The organism is Burkholderia latens (assembly GCF_902499045.1).
GTDB classification, from domain to species: Bacteria; Pseudomonadota; Gammaproteobacteria; order Burkholderiales; family Burkholderiaceae; genus Burkholderia; species Burkholderia latens.
The window spans coordinates 22,885-42,321 of the sequence record NZ_CABVPL010000047.1 but is presented as its reverse complement, the minus strand read 5'-3'; the positions used below and the strand labels follow the sequence as shown (position 1 = coordinate 42,321).

15 protein-coding genes and 1 tRNA gene are annotated in these 19,437 nt (G+C 66.4%); 10 read left to right on the top strand and 6 right to left on the bottom strand.

Annotation, left to right across the window (positions count from 1 at the left end; all coding sequences use genetic code 11):
- Positions 1 to 35: 35 nt before the first annotated feature.
- The 5 genes from BSE24067_RS25325 (at position 36) to BSE24067_RS25305 (ending at position 6,575) form a co-directional block, all read left to right on the top strand.
- Positions 36 to 1,217 (top strand): aminotransferase-like domain-containing protein, encoded by a 1,182-nt coding sequence (locus BSE24067_RS25325; RefSeq protein ID WP_151064684.1) that lies wholly within the window; start codon positions 36 to 38, stop codon positions 1,215 to 1,217.
- Positions 1,218 to 1,260: 43 nt separating this feature from the next.
- Positions 1,261 to 1,719 carry a RidA family protein gene (locus BSE24067_RS25320; protein ID WP_039319604.1) on the top strand — a complete coding sequence of 153 codons (459 nt, stop codon included), beginning with the start codon at positions 1,261 to 1,263 and terminating at the stop codon, positions 1,717 to 1,719.
- Between the two features lie 7 nt (positions 1,720 to 1,726).
- The gene (locus BSE24067_RS25315) at positions 1,727 to 2,608 is read left to right on the top strand and encodes a PhzF family phenazine biosynthesis protein (RefSeq protein ID WP_151064685.1); all 882 of its coding nucleotides are present in this window, start codon (positions 1,727 to 1,729) and stop codon (positions 2,606 to 2,608) included.
- A 220-nt stretch (positions 2,609 to 2,828) separates the two neighbouring features.
- A complete protein-coding gene (locus BSE24067_RS25310) occupies positions 2,829 to 5,168 on the top strand; it encodes a bifunctional diguanylate cyclase/phosphodiesterase (protein ID WP_151064686.1) in 2,340 nt (779 codons plus the stop codon).
- Between the two features lie 198 nt (positions 5,169 to 5,366).
- A complete protein-coding gene (locus tag BSE24067_RS25305; protein WP_151064687.1) occupies positions 5,367 to 6,575 on the top strand; it encodes a chromate transporter in 1,209 nt (402 codons plus the stop codon).
- A gap of 54 nt (positions 6,576 to 6,629) precedes the next feature.
- Here BSE24067_RS25305 and BSE24067_RS25300 read toward each other — a convergent pair whose 3' ends face one another.
- A complete protein-coding gene (locus BSE24067_RS25300; RefSeq protein WP_151064688.1) occupies positions 6,630 to 7,076 on the bottom strand; it encodes a multidrug/biocide efflux PACE transporter in 447 nt (148 codons plus the stop codon).
- A 126-nt stretch (positions 7,077 to 7,202) separates the two neighbouring features.
- On the opposite strand from BSE24067_RS25300, the gene BSE24067_RS25295 reads away from it, so the two are divergent.
- Complete coding sequence (locus tag BSE24067_RS25295) at positions 7,203 to 8,087, top strand: LysR family transcriptional regulator (protein WP_151064689.1); 885 nt, start codon at positions 7,203 to 7,205, stop codon at positions 8,085 to 8,087.
- Positions 8,088 to 8,148: 61 nt separating this feature from the next.
- Here the strand turns inward: BSE24067_RS25295 and BSE24067_RS25290 are convergent, their stop codons facing one another.
- The 5 genes from BSE24067_RS25290 to BSE24067_RS25270 all read right to left on the bottom strand — a co-directional run bounded on the left by BSE24067_RS25290 (position 8,149) and on the right by BSE24067_RS25270 (position 16,114).
- Positions 8,149 to 8,607, bottom strand: a complete 459-nt coding sequence (locus tag BSE24067_RS25290) for a CopD family protein (protein WP_151064690.1) — start codon at positions 8,605 to 8,607, stop codon at positions 8,149 to 8,151.
- Between the two features lie 246 nt (positions 8,608 to 8,853).
- Positions 8,854 to 11,175, bottom strand: a complete 2,322-nt coding sequence (gene parC, locus BSE24067_RS25285) for a DNA topoisomerase IV subunit A (protein ID WP_151064691.1) — start codon at positions 11,173 to 11,175, stop codon at positions 8,854 to 8,856.
- 69 nt (positions 11,176 to 11,244) lie between these two features.
- The gene (locus BSE24067_RS25280) at positions 11,245 to 13,227 is read right to left on the bottom strand and encodes a DNA topoisomerase IV subunit B (RefSeq protein ID WP_151064692.1); all 1,983 of its coding nucleotides are present in this window, start codon (positions 13,225 to 13,227) and stop codon (positions 11,245 to 11,247) included.
- A 295-nt stretch (positions 13,228 to 13,522) separates the two neighbouring features.
- A complete protein-coding gene (locus tag BSE24067_RS25275) occupies positions 13,523 to 15,472 on the bottom strand; it encodes an ATP-binding cassette domain-containing protein (RefSeq protein WP_151064693.1) in 1,950 nt (649 codons plus the stop codon).
- A 237-nt stretch (positions 15,473 to 15,709) separates the two neighbouring features.
- Positions 15,710 to 16,114, bottom strand: a complete 405-nt coding sequence (locus BSE24067_RS25270; protein WP_151064694.1) for a DUF4399 domain-containing protein — start codon at positions 16,112 to 16,114, stop codon at positions 15,710 to 15,712.
- 199 nt (positions 16,115 to 16,313) lie between these two features.
- Here BSE24067_RS25270 and BSE24067_RS25265 point away from each other — a divergent pair, with 199 nt between their 5' ends.
- The 4 genes from BSE24067_RS25265 (at position 16,314) to BSE24067_RS25250 (ending at position 19,348) form a co-directional block, all read left to right on the top strand.
- A complete protein-coding gene (locus tag BSE24067_RS25265; protein WP_006478164.1) occupies positions 16,314 to 16,496 on the top strand; it encodes a rubredoxin in 183 nt (60 codons plus the stop codon).
- A gap of 149 nt (positions 16,497 to 16,645) precedes the next feature.
- Positions 16,646 to 16,720, top strand: a tRNA-Arg gene (locus tag BSE24067_RS25260).
- A gap of 163 nt (positions 16,721 to 16,883) precedes the next feature.
- Positions 16,884 to 18,098, top strand: coding sequence for a tyrosine-type recombinase/integrase (locus BSE24067_RS25255; protein ID WP_085509520.1), 1,215 nt, complete (start codon positions 16,884 to 16,886; stop codon positions 18,096 to 18,098).
- A gap of 50 nt (positions 18,099 to 18,148) precedes the next feature.
- Positions 18,149 to 19,348: a hypothetical protein gene (locus BSE24067_RS25250; RefSeq protein WP_151064695.1), complete on the top strand. Its 1,200-nt coding sequence runs from the start codon at positions 18,149 to 18,151 to the stop codon at positions 19,346 to 19,348.
- Positions 19,349 to 19,437: the final 89 nt, after the last annotated feature.

The window sequence follows — 19,437 nt, the reverse complement described above, 5'->3', positions numbered from 1 at the left end:
TTCTCGACTCACCACGATATCCGAACGAGGAGACTATGAATCCGAGCGACCTGCATCCGCCGCACTGGCAGCTTTCCGAACGCGCCCGCAAGCTGACGAGTTCCGCGATCCGCGAGATCCTGAAGGTCACGGAACGCCCCGAGGTCATCTCGTTCGCAGGCGGCCTGCCCGCTCCGGCGACGTTTCCGGCCGAGCGCATGCGCGCCGCCGCCGACCGCGTGCTGAGCGATGCGCCCGCCGCCGCCCTCCAGTACAGCGCGACCGAAGGCTACCTGCCGCTGCGCGAATGGATCGCCGAGCGCTACCGCGTGCGCGTGTCGCAGGTGCTGATCACGACCGGCTCGCAGCAGGCGCTCGACCTGCTCGGCAAGGCGCTGATCGACCCGAACAGCCCGGTCCTCGTCGAAACGCCGACCTACCTCGGCGCGCTGCAATCGTTCTCGCTGTACGAGCCGCGCTACGTGCAGGTGCCGACCGACGAGCAGGGCCTGCTGCCCGAAGGCCTCACGCCCGCGCTCACGCAAGGCGCGCGGCTGCTGTACGCGCAGCCGAACTTCCAGAATCCGACCGGCCGCCGCCTGCCGGTCGAGCGCCGCCGCGCGCTCGCCGCTTTCGCGCAGTCGAGCCCCTTCCCGGTGCTGGAAGACGATCCGTACGGCGCGCTGAACTACCAGGGCGAGCCGCTGCCGACGATGCTGTCGATGGCGCCCGACCACGTCGTGCACCTCGGCACGTTCTCGAAGGTGCTCGCGCCGGGCCTGCGGCTCGGCTACGTGATCGCGCCGGAGGAACTTCATTTCAAGCTGGTGCAGGCCAAGCAGGCCACCGACCTGCACACGCCGACGCTCACGCAGCGCATCGCGCACGAAGTGATCAAGGACGGCTTCCTCGACGAGCACATCCCGACGATCCGCCAGCTGTACGGCGCGCAATGCGAGGCGATGCTCGCGTCGCTCGCGCGTCACATGCCGGAAGGCGTCACGTGGAATCGCCCGGACGGCGGCATGTTCATCTGGGTGAACCTGCCCGCGCAGATCGACAGCATGAAGCTGCTCGAGGCCGCGGTCGCGAACCATGTGGCGTTCGTGCCGGGCGCGCCGTTCTTCGCGAACGATCCGCAGCACAACACGCTGCGCCTGTCGTTCGTGACGGTGCCGCCGGAGAAGATCGAGGAAGGCGTCGCGCGCCTCGGCAAGCTGCTGCGCGAACGTCTGTGAGCCCCTTTTTCCCTGTCACGACTCTCTACGAGGAATCGAACGCATGGCTAACGTCTACGACAAACTGAAGTCGCTCGGCATCGAGCTCCCGACCGCCGGCGCACCGGCCGCCGCCTACGTGATGAGCGCGCAGAGCGGCAACACGGTGTACCTGTCGGGCCACATCGCGAAGAAGGACGGCAAGGTCTGGGCCGGCAAGCTCGGCGCCGACCTGCAGACGGAAGACGGCAAGGCCGCCGCGCGCGCGATCGCGATCGACCTGCTCGCAACGCTGCACGCGCACACCGGCGACCTGAACAAGGTCACGCGGATCGTGAAGCTGATGAGCCTCGTGAACTCGACGCTCGACTTCACCGAACAGCACATCGTCACGAACGGGGCGTCGGAGCTGATCGCGGAAGTGTTCGGCGACGCGGGCAAGCACGCGCGTTCGGCGTTCGGCGTCGCGCAGATTCCGCTCGGCGCATGCGTCGAGATCGAGCTGATCGCCGAAGTCGCGTAACCGCACGATGACCGGCCGCCGCGTCCGTTTCAAGCAGGTCGACGTGTTCACGTCGGTGCCGTTCAAGGGCAATCCGCTCGCCGTGGTGTTCGACGCCGACGCGCTCGGCGACGACGACATGCTCGCGATCGCCCGCTGGACGAACCTGTCCGAGACGACGTTCCTGTGCACGCCGACCGATCCCGACGCCGACTATCGCGTCCGGATCTTCACGCCGGGCGGCGAACTGCCGTTCGCCGGCCACCCGACGCTCGGCACCGCGCATGCGTTCGTCGAAAGCGGCGCACGGCCGCGCACGCCGGGCCGGCTGATCCAGCAGTGCGGGGTCGGCCGGGTCGCGTTGCGGGAACAGGCCGACGGCTGGGCATTTGCCGCGCCGCCGGCGCAATTCACGCCGGTCGACCGTTCGGACTACCCGGCACTGGCGGCCGCGTTGCGCAGCGACGCGATCGATCCGGACGCCGAACCGTGCGCGGTCGACAACGGCGCGCCGTGGCTCGTCGTGCGGCTCACGTCGGCCGACGCCTGCATCGGCCTCGCGCCCGATCCGGCCGCGCTCGATGCGCTCACGCACCGATACGGCGCGCACGGCGTCGCGGTATACGCGCCGCACCCCGACGGCGGCCCCGCGACGTTCGAAGTCCGCTGCCTGATGACGGGCGGCGGCTTCGGCACCGGCGAGGACCCTGTCACCGGCAGCGCGAACGCGGCACTCGCGCAACTGCTGAGCCGCCAGCAGCGGCGCCCCGGCCCGTCGTACACGGCCCGCCAGGGCACGGCGATCGGCCGCGACGGCCGCATTGCCGTCCGCTATGACGACGACGGCACGATCTGGATCGGCGGCCACGTCGTGACGGTCGTCGACGGCACGTTCCAGGCGCCCGCCTGACGTCAGCGCAGTGCACGCGGGGCCCGGCCCGACCGGCGCCCTGCGATTTTCCCCGGCTATCGCAAAAACGTTCCAGCCAGTAATATCGGGCCTAATCCGTCGCTTCGGCGGGTCTGTCCTTGGTTGCGCCTCCCGCGAACGAACAGACGCCGGTGCGCCCCCAACCATAGCCGCCCGCCCGACAGGGGACGGCGCACGCGAGCAGGACCCGCCCTCTCCGATGAGTTCCGCCCGGTCAAACCACACGCCGCCGAACCGGCCGCTGCGCGCGCCCCGCAAGTCGCGCCGGCGCGCGCTGTTCGCGATCCCGCTGCTCGGGATGCTGGCGCTTGCGCTGCTGTGGGCTGTGATCATCGCGCGGCTGTCGGTCGAGAAGGACAGCGCGTACAAGGAAGCGGCGGCGTCCGCGGCGATCCTGTCGTCGGCGCTCGAGCAGCACACGGTCAAGGCGATCCACCAGGTCGACCAGATCACCCGCTTCGTCAAGTTCGAATTCGAGAAATCGCCCGCGCACTTCAACCTCGCGAGCGCGGTCGAAAAAGGCGTCGTGCCGAGCGACACGCTGATCCAGGTGTCGCTCGTCAACGCGAAGGGCATCCTGTTCGCGAACACGGCCGACGCTCATCCGCAGCCGATCAACCTGTCCGACCGAGAGCACTTCAAGGTCCACCTCGCGCACAACGACGATCGCCTGTACATCAGCAAGCCCGTGCTCGGCCGCGTGTCGAGCCACTGGACGCTGCAGATGACGCGCCGGCTCAACAACCCCGACGGCAGCTTCGCGGGCATCGTCGTCGTGTCGGAAGACCCGAGCTACTTCACGAACGACTTCTACAACAACGCGGCGATCGGCAAGGAAGGCGTGATCGCCGTGGTGTCGGACACGGGCGCCGTGCTCGCGCGGCGCACCGGTTCGGTCAACAACGCGCCGGGCGCGTTCTCCGCGTCCGGCGTCTACCCGATCGCCGAGCGCGTGACCGGCACGATCATCGACCCGATCGACGGCGTCACGCGCATCGTGTCGTACCGCCACCTCGACGGCTACCCGCTCGCGGTGATGGTCGGCCTGTCGCAGTCGGAGGAGTTCGCGGACTACTACCACACGCGCAACGTGTACCTGCTGATGACGAGCTTCATCACGCTCGCGATGCTCGCATTCTTCGGCGTCGCGACGGGGCTGATCGGCAAGCTGCTCGGCCGCGAGCGCGAGATGACGCAGCTTGCCGAATACGACCTGCTCACCGGCCTCGCGAACCGCTACGCGACGCTGCGCGGGCTGCGCAACGACGTGTCGATGCCGGCCAGCCTGTCGCGGCTCGGCCTGCTGTTCATCGACCTCGACAACTTCAAGACCGTCAACGACACGCTCGGCCACAACGCCGGCGACATCGTGCTGCAGATGACCGCGTCGCGCCTGTCGGATGCCGTCGGCGACGAAGGGTCGCTCGCGCGGATCGGCGGCGACGAATTCGTGGTCGTGATGAAGGGCGACGACGTCGAACGGCGCGCGGTGCGGCTCGCCGAAGCGATCATCCGGATGTTCGGCGAGCCATTTGACGTGCGCGGCAGCTCGTTCGTGCTGCATGCGAGCATCGGCATCGCGCTGCACACCGTCGCGAACGAAAGCGAGATCGACCTGCTGAAGAAGGCCGACCTTGCAATGTACAGCGCGAAGGACGCGGGCAAGAACTGCTACCAGTTCTACGCGCCGCACCTGTCGCACCGCGCGGATCACCTGATGCGCTGGGAACAGCAATTGCGCGTCGCGCTCGCCGACGGGCAGCTGTTCCTCGCCTACCAGCCGAAGATCGACCTCACTCACCGCACGATCACCGGCTTCGAGGCGCTCGCGCGGTGGGACCATCCGGAGCACGGGATCATCTCCGCGAACGAATTCATTTCGATCGCCGAATCGACGGGCCTGATCGTGCCGATCGGCGACTTCGTGATTCGCACCGCGTGCGAGCAGATCGCCCGCTGGCGCGACGAAGGCCACGACACGCTGACGCTCGCGGTCAACATCTCGCCGGTGCAGTTCTGGCGCGGCGACCTGATCGAGACCATTTCGCAGGCGCTGCTGGACACCGGCATCGACGCGAACCGGCTCGAGATCGAGATCACCGAGACCGCGATGATGGAGTATCCGGAACTCGTGTCCGAGAAGATCGTCGCGCTGAAGAAGCTCGGCATCCGGATCGCGCTCGACGATTTCGGCACCGGCTACTCGTCGCTGTCGTATCTGCACCGCTTCTCCGTCGATACGCTGAAGGTCGACCGCTCGTTCGTGCAGGCGATCCCGAACGATCGCAGCGTGTGCGTGATGGTGTCGTCTATCGTGCATCTGGCCCGCTCGCTCGGGCTCACGGTCGTCGTCGAAGGCACCGAAACCGAGGAGCAGATCGCGTGGCTGTCCGCGCTCGGCGAGATCGAGGCGCAGGGCTTCCTGTTCTCGCGCCCCGTGCGAGCCGACGCGATCCCCGCGCTGATCGAGCGCTTCGGCGTGCGCGGCGACCGGCCGAACGTCCTTGCGCATCGCGCGACCGGCAGCACGGGCGATTGAGCGCGCGCCGCCCGCACCGCCCTGTTGCGCAGCACGCAGATTGTTGCGGGATCCGCTCCGATCGTTTCGTTCATTAACTAGCGTTTTCGCGCATGGCAGTGTCACGATGCGCGGCGGACAATCGGGAGGGCCATCGTGTCGGCGGGCCGCCGTCACGTTCCTATGCGCGAGACCAGGCCCTGCGCCAACTGCACAATCATGACAACCGTGGAAGTCGAAGCAGCCACACGTGTCGAACCGACGCAGGCGTCCCTGTGGGCGCTGTTCAAGGCCGTCGCCGGCATCTCCGCGATGTCGTGGGGCGGGCTGTCGATGATGGCGCAGCTCGAACGCCACTACGTCGACCGGTTGCAGCGCATCGAGCCGCAGGTCTTCGCCGATTTCGTCGCACTCGCATGGCTTGTGCCCGGCCCCGTCGGCTGCAACGTCGCGGTGCAGGTCGGCCAGACGCTGCACGGCCGCCTCGGCGCTTGGGTCGCCGGCATCGCGAGCGTCCTGCCGTTCTTCGTGCTGATGACGCTGTTCGCGATCTTCTATCGCACGCCGATCGTGAACTCGCTCGCCGCGCCGATGCTGATCAATCACTTCGGGATGGTGCTCGCCGCGCTGATCGGCGTCACGTGGATCAAGCAGCTGCGCACGCTCGCGAGCACGCGGCTCGAACAGGCGATCGCCGCGCTGTCGACGATTCTGCTCGCTTTCGCACATAGTCCGGCCGCGTTCGTCGGGATTCTGTGTGCGGCGTTTGCAGCGGGCTGGCTCACCGGGCCGCCGCAATACGACGCGGTGGACGTCAGGCTGGGGACGCGCGATCGCCGGCTGCTCGTGCTGCTCGCGATTCTGGTCGCGCTGTTCGCGCTGCCGCTGCCCGGCGACTACCAGATGACGCTGCTGTGGCCGCGGCTCGCCGGCGCCGGCATGACGTTGTTCGGCGGCGGCTTCTCCGCGCTGCCCGTGCTCAAGGCGCTGTTCGTGTCGCCGGCCACCGGCATCTCCGATCACGACTTCACGCTCGCGTTCGCGCTGTCGCCGGTGTCGCCGGGCCCGCTGCTGAACGTCGTGCCGTTTCTCGGCTACCTGACCGACGGCTGGATCGGCGCGCTGCTCGCGACCGCCGCGTTGTTCATTCCGTCCGGGTGCCTCGTCGTGTTCGCGCAGAACCATCTGTTCCGGCTCAAGCGCCACTCGCGCTTCGAGCATGGCATGCGCCTGCTGCGCGCGGCGACGACGGGCTTTCTCGTCGTCGCCGTCGTAAGGATCCTGCATCGCGAACCGGCCGATCCGGTCTATTGGCTCACCGGCGCGTTCGCGACGCTGTGCTTCGCGCGGTTCAAGCTGCCCGTGTACGTGGTCTACGGCGCGGTCGCGATCGTGTGCGGCGCGTGGCTGTGGGCGGCGGCGCGCTGAGCACCGGCCGCGGTCGCGGACATCGCTGCGGCCGCTGCGGCCACCGCATACCGCTCAGCCGGCCTGCGCCGCGACGCGGCGGGCAAGCCAGCGCGCGCGCAGCGCGTCGTACGCGAGATTGAAGCAGAACGTGTAAGGCAGGAAGAACAGCACGATGCCGAGGTCGAGCAGCAGCGCCTCGACGACGCTCACGTTCAGCCACCACGCGGCGAGCGGCACCACCATCGCGACGAGGCCCAGCTCGAACATCACCGCGTGCGCGATCCGCATGCCGAGCGTACGCGTGAGGCCCGCGCGCCGTTCGATACGATCGAACAGCGTGTTGAACGTCATGTTCCACGCCATCGCGATCAGCGACACCATCACCGTCAGCACGCCGACGTGCGACACCGGCATGTCGAGCAGCCATGCGCCGACCGGCGCGCACAGCGCGATCGCGACCAGTTCGAACGTCAGCGCGTGGACGAGGCGTTCCGTCACCGTTTTGTTCGTCTGTTTCATCGTTCCCTCCGATTCATTGCCGGTCGCGGTTTGCGCGACCCATGGCATGCATTCTGATCGGCGTAACCGCGCCAATCCAGTTTGATATCATCGGTTTTACCGATATAACGCCGTGAGGTGCACTGCATGCGCCATGCCCCCGAAGCGCTGGTCGCGTTCGCCGAAGCCGCGCTGCTCGGCTCGTTCACGGCCGCCGCGCGCAAGCTCGGCAAGCGCCAGTCGACGGTGTCCGAGGCGATCGCGAACCTCGAGATCGATCTCGGCGTGCAGTTGTTCGACCGGTCGACGCGCTCGCCGACGCTCACCGATGCCGGCCGCGCGCTGCTGCCGCAGGTGCAGCGCGCGCTGGAGGCCGGCGCCGCGATCGACCGCACGGCCGCCCGGCTCGCGCACGGCGAGGAAGCGCGGCTGACGCTCGTCGTGTCCGATACGTATCAGTCGAAGCGTTACGAGGAAACGTTGATGGCGCTCGAGCAGCGCTTTCCGGCGCTCGAACTCGAATGTCAGATCGCCGAGCACGAGGACGTGCTCGATCTGATCCAGCAGGGCCGCGCGCAGCTCGGGCTGATGGCAGCGCGCGCGGCCTACCCGCCCGATATCGGCGCGGCGACGGTCGCGGAGGAATCGGAGATCGGCCTGTTCGTCGGACGCACGCACGCGCTGGCCAAATACGGCGACGCGGAAGTCCCGCATGCCGCGCTGCGCGACGCGCGCGAGCTGCGTCTGATTACGTACGTGAAGCCGGAGAACCAGGGCGCCGACGACCGGATCGTCGTCGGCACGCAGCGCTGGCTCGCGCCGAGCTATCTGATGCTGCTGGAGATGGCGGTGCTGGGATTCGGCTGGGCCGAGTTGCCGCGCTGGATGGTCGAGCACTTCGCGCGCGATCGCCTGTGCGAACTGCGCTCGCGCGGCTGGCCGCGCCGCGTGCGTGTCGACGCGGTGTGGTCGCGCAACCGGCCGCTCGGTCCGGCCGGCGCGTGGCTGCTCGACGCGATGCTGGCCGCGTAGCGGCGCGGCGGCGCCGGTCACGGGCGCCGAACGGCATCGCGCCGTCAGCGCAAATCGGCGCTCAGAAGCCGCGCGACAGCACAGCCGCGCCGATCGTCACGACGCCGAGCACGAGATTGACGACAACGAGCAAGCGCACCGCGTTCACCGCACGCGCGCCGTCCGGCCAGTTCTGCGCCTGCACCGCGCGACGGATGCGCGGGAACAGCGCGAAGCGGATATGGCCGAAGATCAGCATCATCACGACGCCGAGCCCCGCCATCGCATGCAGCGACCACGTTGCGTGCGCGCCGCCGAACGCGGTGAGCAGGAACCCGCCGGACAGCAGGATCACGATCACCGAGCCCGACACCCAGTTGAAGAAGCGGCCGAACACGCCCTCGATCAGCGGCAGGCGAAGCTGCGGCGTCAGATCCGACAGCGCCGGACGCAGACAGAAGTTCGCGAAGACCATCCCGCCCACCCACACGGCGACGGCCAGCAGATGAAGAAACAGCGCGACGGCAACAGCGTGGGACATGGCGGCAATCCTGTTATGGGTTGAGTGCAACGATCAGCCGCGTCATCCGCGGTCTCGAGCGACGTTCGACCGGCCCGCTGCCGCCCGGTTCAGGCACCCGGCAGCATTTCACAATATTTTGCAAGTTCCGCACGACGGCGCCACCCTCGCTTACCTGCATGCGCCGCGCAAATGACGAAGGCCGCACACCCGCCGAAGCGGACGCGCGGCCTTCGATGCCGGCCGAACCGGCGGCCGGATGCGGCGTCAGCCGAGCAGCGGACGCAACTCGGTGACGACCTTCAGCTTCGTGTCCGGCGCGCGGCCCTTGCGCGCACGCTTGCCGATGTGCGGCGCGAGCCCCGCGTACGACAGCGTTTCGTCCTGCACCTTGCCGCCGCGACCCGTGCCGATCAGCACGACGCCGGCCGGATCGATCGCGAGCGCCTGCACGAGCGTTTCCTTGTCGTCGAGCGCCATCAGGATCACGCCGCGGCCGCCGCCGGACAGCGTCTTCATCTCGTCCATCCCGAACACCAGCAGACGGCCGCCGCTCGACAGACACGCAACCTGCGTCGCGTTCGGCAGCACCGGCATCGGCGCGAGCGGCACCGCGCCAGCATCGATCGTCATGAACGACTTGCCGGCCTTCACGCGGCTCACCATGTCGCCGACCTTCGCGAGGAAACCGAAGCCGTTGCTCGACGCGAGCAACAGTTGCTGATCGGCCGGCGCCGCGTAGTAGTGCATCAGGTGCGAGCCCGATTCGAGCTCGATCAGCGACGTGACCGGCACGCCGTCGCCGCGCCCGCCCGGCAGCACCGACACGTCGACCGAATACACGCGCCCGCTGCTGCCCCACGCGATCAGCCGATCGGGCGTGCGGCACTGGAACGCCGCGTACAGGCTGTCGCCGGCCTTGAACGAGAAGCCGGCCGGGTCGAGCCCGTGGCCCTTCAGCGCGCGCACCCAGCCCTTCTGCGACACGACGACCGTGACCGGCTCGTCGACGACCTTCGCCTCGAACGTCGCGCGCTTTTCCTGCTGGATCAGCGTGCGGCGATCGTCGCCGTACTGCTTCGCGTCGGCCTCGATCTCCTTGATCATCAGCCGCTTCATCGCGCTTTCGTTCGCGAGCAGTTCCTCGAGCTTCGCCTTCTCGTCGCGCAGCGCCTCCAGTTCCTTCTCGATCTTGATCTTCTCGAGCCGCGCGAGCTGGCGCAGCCGGATTTCGAGGATGTCTTCGGCCTGGCGGTCAGTGAGGCCGAACGCGCTCATCAGCGCGGCCTTCGGCTCGTCCGACTCGCGGATGATGCGGATCACCTCGTCGATGTTCAGGAAGACGATCATCCGCCCTTCGAGGATGTGGATCCGGTCGTCGACCTTCGCGAGACGATGGCGGCAGCGGCGCGTCATCGTCAGCTGGCGGTACTTCACCCATTCGTCGAGGATCGTCAGCAGCCCCTTCTGGCCCGGCCGGCCGTCGGCGCCGATCATCACGAGGTTCAGCGTCGCGTTCGATTCGAGGCTCGTGTACGCGAGCAGCGTGTTCACGAATTCCGTCTGGTCGATCGTGCGCGACTTCGGCTCGAACACGAGCCGCACCGCCGCTTCCTTGCCCGACTCGTCGCGCACCGCGTCGAGCAGGTCGAGCATCGCCTTCTTCGTGTTCAGCTGCTCGGGCGTCAGCGTCTTCTTGCCGAGCTTGAGCTTCGGGTTGGTCAGCTCCTCGATTTCCTCGAGCACCTTCTGGCCCGACGTGTTCGGCGGCAGCTCGGTGACGACCAGTTGCCACTGGCCGCGCGCGAGATCCTCGATCTTCCAGCGCGCTCGCACCTTCAGGCTGCCGCGGCCGCTCTCATACGCCGCCGCGATCTCGGTGTCGCTCGAGATGATCTGGCCGCCGCCCGGGAAGTCCGGGCCCGGAATCAGGTTCATCAGCTCCGCGTGCGACAGCTTCGGATTGCGGATCAACGCGACCGCCGCCGCCGCGACCTCGCGCAGGTTGTGCGACGGGATTTCGGTGGCGAGGCCGACCGCGATGCCCGACGCGCCGTTCAGCAGCACGAACGGCATGCGGCTCGGCAGCGTCTTCGGCTCCTCGAACGAGCCGTCGTAGTTCGGCATGAAGTCGACCGTGCCCTGGTCGATCTCGTCGAGCAGCAGCTTCGAGATCGGCGTGAGCCGCGCTTCTGTGTATCGCATCGCCGCCGCGCCGTCGCCGTCGCGCGAGCCGAAGTTGCCCTGCCCGTCGATCAGCGGGTAGCGCAGCGAGAAGTCCTGCGCGAGACGCACGAGCGCGTCGTACGCCGACTGGTCGCCATGCGGGTGATATTTACCGAGCACGTCGCCGACCACGCGCGCCGATTTCACCGGCTTCGCGTCGGGGCCGAGGCCCATTTCGTTCATCGCGAACAGGATCCGCCGCTGCACCGGCTTCTGGCCGTCGCACACGTCGGGCAGCGCGCGGCTCTTCACGACGCTGACCGCGTAGCTGAGGTACGCCTGCTCCGCGTAGTTGCCGAGCGTCAGCGCATCGGTGTCCGGTGCATCGGAGCCGGCGAAGAGATCGGAAGTGTTGTCGTCCATCTGTATTCCGTATTCGTAACTGACATGAGGCCGCGCCGGGCGCGATGCCCGGCCGCGCGGATTCCCGGCTTAGATATCGGCTTCGACGTCGTTGCCCTTTTCCTCGAGCCAGCCGCGCCGCGCGGCTGCCTCGCCCTTGCCCATCAGCATCGTCATCCGCGCGACCGTCGCCTCGTAGTCGAGCTCGCCGAGCTTGACCGGCATCAGGCGGCGCGTGTCGGGGTTCATCGTCGTGTCCCACAGCTGCTCGGCGCTCATTTCGCCGAGGCCCTTGAAGCGGCTGATGCTCCACTGCGTTTCACGCACGCCGTCCTTGCGCAGCTTGTCGAGCGTCGCCTCGAGCTCGCCTTCGTCGAGCGCATAGAGCTTCTGCGCGGGCTTCTTGCCGCGCGCGGGCGCGTCGACGCGAAACAGCGGCGGGCGCGCGACGTACACGTGGCCGCGCTCGATCAGCTGCGGGAAATGCTTGAAGAACAGCGTGAGCAGCAGCACCTGGATGTGCGAGCCGTCGACGTCCGCGTCCGACAGGATGCAGATCTTGCCGTAGCGCAGGTTCGACAGGTCGACGGTGTCGTCGGGGCTGTGCGGATCGACGCCGATCGCGACCGAGATGTCGTGCACCTCGTTGTTCGCGAACAGGCGATCGCGCTCGGTTTCCCACGTGTTCAGCACCTTGCCGCGCAGCGGCAGGATCGCCTGGTATTCCTTGTCGCGGCCCATCTTCGCGGAGCCGCCCGCCGAGTCGCCCTCGACGAGGAACAGTTCGTTGCGCGCGATATCTTCCGTCTCGCAGTCGGTCAGCTTGCCGGGCAGCACCGCGACGCCCGAGCTCTTGCGCTTCTCGACCTTCTGGCCCGCGCGCGTGCGCGCCTGCGCCTGCTTGATCACGAGTTCCGCGAGCTTCTTGCCGTGCTCGACGTGCTGGTTCAGCCACAGTTCGAGCGCGGGACGCGAGAACGACGACACGAGCTTCACCGCGTCGCGGCTGTTCAGGCGTTCCTTGATCTGCCCCTGGAACTGCGGATCGAGCACCTTCGCGGACAGCACGAACGACACGCGCGCGAACACGTCTTCCGCCAGCAGCTTCACGCCCTTCGGCTGCAGGTTGTGCAGTTCGACGAAGCTCTTCACCGCCTGGTAGAGACCGTCGCGCAGCCCCGACTCGTGCGTGCCGCCGGCCGGCGTCGGAATCAGGTTCACGTACGACTCGCGCACGAGCGAACCTTCCTCGCTCCATGCGACGACCCACGACGCGCCCTCGCCTTCGGCGAAGGTTTCGTCCGCCGAGCGTGCATCGGCGAAGCGCTCGCCTTCGAACAGCGGGATCAACAGCTCGCTGCCGTTCATCTCGTCGAGCAGATAGCCGCGCAGGCCGTCGTCGTATTTCCATGTTTGGCGCTCGCCCGTCTTCTCGTTGACGAGCACGACCTCGACGCCCGGCAGCAGCACGGCCTTCGAGCGCAGCAGCCGCTGCAGTTCGCCGAGCGGCAGGTTCGGCGAATCGAAGTATTTCGGGTTCGGCCACACCTGTACGCGCGTGCCGGACTTCTTGTCGCCGCGGCCCGCCGCTTGCGTCGACAGCGGCTTCACGACGTCGCCGTCGGCAAAGCCGAGCTCGGCGATCTTGCCGTCGCGCCAGACCGTCACGTCGAGACGCGTCGCGAGTGCGTTCGTCACCGACACGCCGACGCCGTGCAGGCCGCCCGAGAACGTGTACGCGCCGCCGGCCGCCTTGTCGAACTTGCCGCCCGCGTGCAGGCGCGTGAACACGATCTCGACGACCGGCACGCGTTCCTCCGGGTGCATCCCGAACGGAATGCCGCGGCCGTCGTCCTCCACCGACACCGAGTGATCGGCGTGCAGCGTGACCGTGATCTGCTTGCCGTGGCCGCCGAGCGCCTCGTCCGACGCGTTGTCGATGACTTCCTGAATGATGTGCAGCGGGTTTTCCGTACGGGTGTACATGCCGGGCCGCTGCTTGACCGGCTCGAGACCCTTGAGCACCTTGATCGATGCTTCGCTATAGGCCGCGCTGGGCTTCTTCGTTGACATAGGCGCTGAATTTCGTCATTCATCGGGACGTTGTCCACATCTCGTGTGGATAACGTCGTGGACAAAACGTTGAGTTCCGTAAAAAGGCGAATCGAAACAACGGTGTGCTCGAACTGCTCCGAAAGCGGGCGCGCGGCGTGCGCAGCGCGGCCCGGGACGCGCGGTATTTTACTGGTTCCGCGTGGCGCGCCATCGCAAGATCGCTGAATCGGTCAATCGCCGGGATCGTCGAACCGTACCGCCCGCCGCACGGGCGGCCGCGCGGCGTGCCGGCGTGCGCGCCCGGCGCCGTGCGTCAGACCGGCTTGCGCTTCGCCTCGAGCGTCTCCCACCGCTCGAGCGCGGCGAGCAGTTCGTCGTCGATCGCCGCGAACCGCTCGGTCAGGCGCGTGCCCTCCTGCGGATCCTTCGCGAAGATCGAGCCATCCTCGAGTTGCGCGTTGATCGTCTTCTGTTCTTCCTCGAGCGCGGCGATCTTCTCCGGCAGCGCGTCGAGCTCGCGCTGCTCGTTGAACGACAGCTTCACCGTGCGCTGCGCATTGCGGCCGGCCGCGCTCTTCGCCGCGTCTTCCTTCACCGGCGCCGCTTCCTTCACCGCACGCTTCGCAGCTTCCTGCTGCGCGAGCTGCTGCGACCGCTCGCTCTGGATTTGCCAGTCGGTGAAGCCGCCGACGTATTCACGCCACTTGCCGTCGCCCTCGGCCGCGATCACCGACGTGACGACGTTGTCGAGGAACGCTCGGTCGTGACTGACGAGCAGCACCGTGCCGTCGTAGTCGGCCAGCAGCTCTTCGAGCAGCTCGAGCGTCGGGATGTCGAGGTCGTTCGTCGGTTCGTCGAGCACCAGCACGTTGGCCGGACGCGCGAACAGACGCGCGAGCAGCAGCCGGTTGCGTTCGCCGCCCGACAGCGACTTCACCGGCGAGCGCGCGCGTTCCGGCGCGAACAGGAAGTCGCCGAGATAGCTCATCACGTGCTTGCGCACGCCGCCGATCTCGACCCACTCGCTGCCGGGGCTGATCGTGTCGGCGAGGCTCTTTTCCTGGTCGAGCTGCGCGCGCATCTGATCGAAATACGCGACCTGCAGGTTCGTGCCCGTGCGCACCGTGCCCGCATCGGGCTTCAGTTCGCCGAGGATCAGCTTGAGCAGCGTGGTCTTGCCGGCGCCGTTCGGGCCGACGAAGCCGATCTTGTCGCCCCGCATGACCGTCGTCGAGAACGTATCGACGACCGTGCGATCGCCGTAGCGCTTCGTCACGTCCGTCAGCTCCGCGACGATCTTGCCGGACTTCTCGCCCTGCGCGACGTCGAGCTTCACGTTGCCTTGCGAGTTGCGGCGCTCCGCGCGCTCGTTGCGCATCTGCACGAGCCGCGCGATGCGGCCGACGCTGCGCGTGCGGCGCGCCTCGACGCCCTTGCGGATCCACACTTCTTCCTGCGCGAGCAGCTTGTCGAACTTCTCGTTTTCCACGCGCTCGACTTCGAGCTGCTGCGCCTTGCGCGTCTGATACGCGGAGAAATTGCCCGGGTACGACAGCAGCCTGCCGCGATCGAGCTCGACGATGCGCGTCGCGACGCGGTCGAGAAACGCGCGATCGTGGGTGATGAACAGCAGGCCCGCGCGCTGCGCGACGAGCAGTTCTTCCAGCCAGCGGATACCGTCGAAGTCGAGGTGGTTGGTCGGCTCGTCGAGCAGCAGCACGTCGGGCTGCAGCACCAGCGCGCGCGCCAGCGCGACGCGCTTCTGCATCCCGCCCGACAGCGCGTCGACCTGCGCGTCGCCGTCCGTCAGGCCGATCTGCGCGAGCGTCATCGACACGCGCGTGCGCCAGTTCCACGCGTCGTGCGCGTCGAGCGTCGACTGCAGCGCGTTCATCCGCGCGAGCAGCGCGTCGTGTTCGGCGCCTTCCGGCGTTTCCGCGAGGCGGTGCGCGATCGAGTCGTATTCTTCGAGCACGTCGCGCGTGTGCGCGAGTCCCGACGCCACCGCGTCGAACACCGTCGCGCCGGGTTCGAATTCGGGCTCCTGCGGCACGTAGACGGTCACGAGCTCCTGCTGGCGCGTAATCAGCCCGTCATCCGGCTTCGCGAGCCCGGCGACGATCGTCAGCAGCGACGACTTGCCCGCACCGTTGCGGCCGATCAGACCGACGCGCTCGCCGGCCTCCAGCGAGAAGTCCGCGTGATCGAGCAACGCGACGTGACCGAACGCGAGTTGCGCGCCGGTAATGGAATAAAGCGACATGGGAAGACGGCGAAGAGAGAAATCGGAAGCGCCCATTGTACCGGTGGCGGACGCCTGCGCCGGGCTGGCCGGATGGACTAGGCCGGTGCGCGGCTGTTTTTGTGCCGGATTCGTGCCCGGCCGTGCGGCGGCGCGCATGCCGCAGCGGGCGCCGGCGTCGCGCGCGTCGTGTCGCGCGGGCCGGCGGCAGGCGTCCGGCCGTTGCTTCCGGCCGGGCGCCTGCGACAGGAGCGGCGCTTACTTCACGTTGACCGTGATCGTCGAGCTCAGCTCGGGGCCGTACGACCGGTGTGCGCCGTCGCCGAGCTGAAGCGTCAGCGTGTGCTGGCCGGGCGGCAGCTTCACGTCGGTCTCGGTCTGGGCTTTGCCGAAGTGCAGCGAGTGTTCGGATGCCGGGATCACGTCGCCCTTCGGCACCGGCTTGCCGTCGATCAGCAGGTGATGGTGGCCGGTGTCCGGCGTCATGTCGCCAGCCGGCTTCAGCGCCATTCCGTCGAGGCCGAATTTCACATGCACCGGACTCGAGACCGTCGCGCCGTCCTGCGGCTCGACGAAGAACACGCGCGCCTCGGCACGCGCGAGCGTCGACACGGCCAGCGCCGCGACACAAACCGCGCCCGCGATCCACTTGTTGTTGAGCATCGTTTTTTCTCCTTCTGATTGAAAGGCTCACGAAGCATACACTGCATGCCCGGCCCGCGCGATGACGGCCGTTGTTCGCGATGCGTACGTTTAAAACGACGTTGCGCAGATATTCGGCGAAATTCCGGTAACATTGCGCGTTTCGTCCGCCGGTCATGCCGCGGACGGCTTCACCGACTTTCATCATCCTGAGCGCCACATGAGCGAAGTAACCGAATACCAGAGCTGGGTCTGCCTGATTTGCGGGTGGGTCTACAACGAAGCGGAAGGCCTGCCGGACGAGGGCATCCCCGCCGGCACCCGTTTCGCCGACATTCCCGCCGACTGGCGCTGCCCGCTGTGCGACGTGGGCAAGGAAGATTTCGTCGTCGTCGATTTCTGATCTTGTATTTCTGACGACGGTGCGCGCCGGGCCACCAGGCATCGGCGCGCATTCCGTCCGCCGACGCGCCGCGCGTTTGCTATACTCTGCGCGCTGTCCACATTGCCGTCCCGTTCGCGTCTCCAGCACGCGAAATCGCGGACATGGCCCTCCCCGTAGTTCAATGGATAGAACAAGCGCCTCCTAAGCGCTAGATACAGGTTCGATTCCTGTCGGGGGGACCAGTCATGCCCCAAACCTTCCCCAAGATCACCAAGAAACTCCCCGCTTAAGCCCGTCTGGCGGCGCTCTAGCTCCTATCGTTACCCAAGGTTGCTCAGTGACAGCCGGAGAAAGTGTTGGTATTTTTGTTGGTATCAGCAGATACCAACAACACAGATACCAACAATGCCTCTCACCGACATACAGGTACGGAACGCGAAGGCCAGCGCGGCCCCGTACAAACTCACGGACGGCAACGGGATGTTCTTGCTCGTCCAGCCGAACGGCGCGAAGTACTGGCGCTTGTCCTACCGCTTCCTTGGCAAGCAGAAGACGCTCGCCCTCGGCGTCTATCCGGCCGTCACGCTCGCGACGGCACGGAAGAAGCGCGACGAGGCCCGCGAACAGATCGCGGCCGGCGTCGATCCGGGCGAAGCGAAGAAGGACGCGAAACGGGCTGCCGAAATTGCAGCGGCAAACTCGTTCGAAGCGGTAGCGCGCGAGTGGTACGACTCCCAGCGTCCGGGCTGGAGCGACGGCTACGCGGAGAAGGTGCTGAATTCGCTTGAGGTCGACGTGTTCCCGAAGATCGGCCCTCGCCCGATCGCGGAGATCGACTCGCCACAGATGCTCAGCATCGTTCGCGAAGTCGAGGCGCGCGGCGTGCGCGAGACTGCGAAGCGGATTCTCCAGCGCTCTCGCGCGGTCTTCCAGTACGGAATCATGACCGGGCGATGCTCCAGGAATCCGGCGGCCGACATCGACGCGCAGACGGTCTTGAAGAAAGGTCCGGGCGTACAGCACATGGCACGCGTGAAGGCGACGGAGATCCCGCAGCTCATGCGCGACATTGACGCCTACCAAGGCGACCTAGTTACCCGGCTCGCGCTCCGCCTGATGGCGCTGACCTTCGTGCGGACGACGGAAATGATCCGTGCGGAATGGTCGGAGTTTGACGAAGCCGCCGCAGAATGGCGCGTGCCGCCGGAACGCATGAAGATGCGCGACCCGCACATCGTGCCGCTATCGCGGCAAGCGCTCGACGTGCTCGCCCAGCTCCGCGCGCTCAACGGCCAGCATCGATTCGTGTTTTATAGCGTGCAAGGCCGGAGCCATATTTCGAACAACACCATGCTCTACGCGCTCTATCGCATGGGCTACAAGTCGCGAATGACGGGGCACGGGTTTCGCGGACTGGCCGCCACGGCTCTGCGTGAACTCGGCTTCGGCCGGGACGTTGTAGAACGCCAGATGGCACACGCCGAACGAAATCAAGTGACGGCCGCCTACGTCCACGCCGAATATCTGCCCGAACGCAGGCGGATGATGCAGGTTTGGGCGGATCACCTCGATCGCCTTAAGGCCGGGGCGGAAGTTATCCCTATCGCGTCTGCGCGATAGCGTGCCAACATCACCCACGCGACCTCTCTCACTCTCTCACTACCCGAGACATGACCACCGAGAATGATATCCCGGAAGGAACGCCACTCATCATGGCGGCGAGCGCTCCGATCAAGCTGTTTGCGAAGGACCGCCGTGATCGCTGGAATCCGACACTAGAGCAGATCAACAGAAGCACGTACGACTATCTGAAGCTCAATCGCGTGAGCGGCTTCATCGACGGTAACGTCGCCCCTTACGCGATGCTCGTCGGCTTCGATGGCACTCTAGCGCTCCCGGCGTTTCCGGAATTTTCTCGACGCGATAAAGCGCTGCAAATATTCAATCGAGTCCTTCTGGAAATGCTCCTCGGTGGAATTTATACGGAAGCGGCAACCCCAGCCGACATCTTTCAAGGGGTTCTCTACAAAACGGGATACGTTCGAATTTTCCCGGAATCGGGCTCGTCGGCGAAATTGCATTCGGCGCTTCGTGATCGAAGCGCTAGCTCCATAGACAACATTCGCCTACTTGATCTGAAGCCAACAACAATCAAGGATCTGGCGAAGGCAGTAAAACGAGGCAGACGGATTGTCGACAAGTGCGATCCCCTGAGCCACGAGATTGTCTTGTCAGGATGCTCCCACTTTGTTTCCGGCTCACTGGCCGAAGCTCTTACATGTCTATGGACGAGTATCGAACAACTAGTGAGCCGACTTTGGGAGGCCGAAGTGGCAGGGAAAGCTTCGACGGAGGGGGTACCTCGGCGTGGCGGCTTTCTCAAGGACTATCGCGTCTGGACAACGTCGGCTCGTATCGAGCTTTTGTTCCAGAAGAAGATCGTCGACGCAGAGTTGTATTGCTCATTAAACGAGGCGAGGAAAGCCCGCAACGATTTCGTTCATAGTGGCGAACAACCGAGCCTGTCTGCGACAACCGCAGCTCTGAGCGGTCTTTTCTATTTGATGTCGCTGTGTGCGACTGACTACGCCGACATTCACACGCTGGACGATATCCGGGCGAAGATCGAATGTAGATGCATCTTGAGGCCCCGCCAACGTGGCCCCATTGCGAACGACAATGTTGGATACTGGCGGGAGATCAGACCTTTGCCCGGCGAGAAGCAGTTCAAGGGCCGCTTCACTCCGTTTGATCTGCAGTTCGAGCCCATTGAATCCTTCGATCCGAAGCACAGTAAGAAGACCGCACTGCGGACTGCGGATTCCCCCGCAGCGAAGCCCCGCGCTGAGGACATCGACGGCACCGAGTAAGTTCGTGAGCGGTCGAAAGGCTTCGTCGCGCTCTTCGAAGGTCCGCAGCAACCCCTCTTACATTGCTGAAGTGCAGTGCTAGCGAAAAT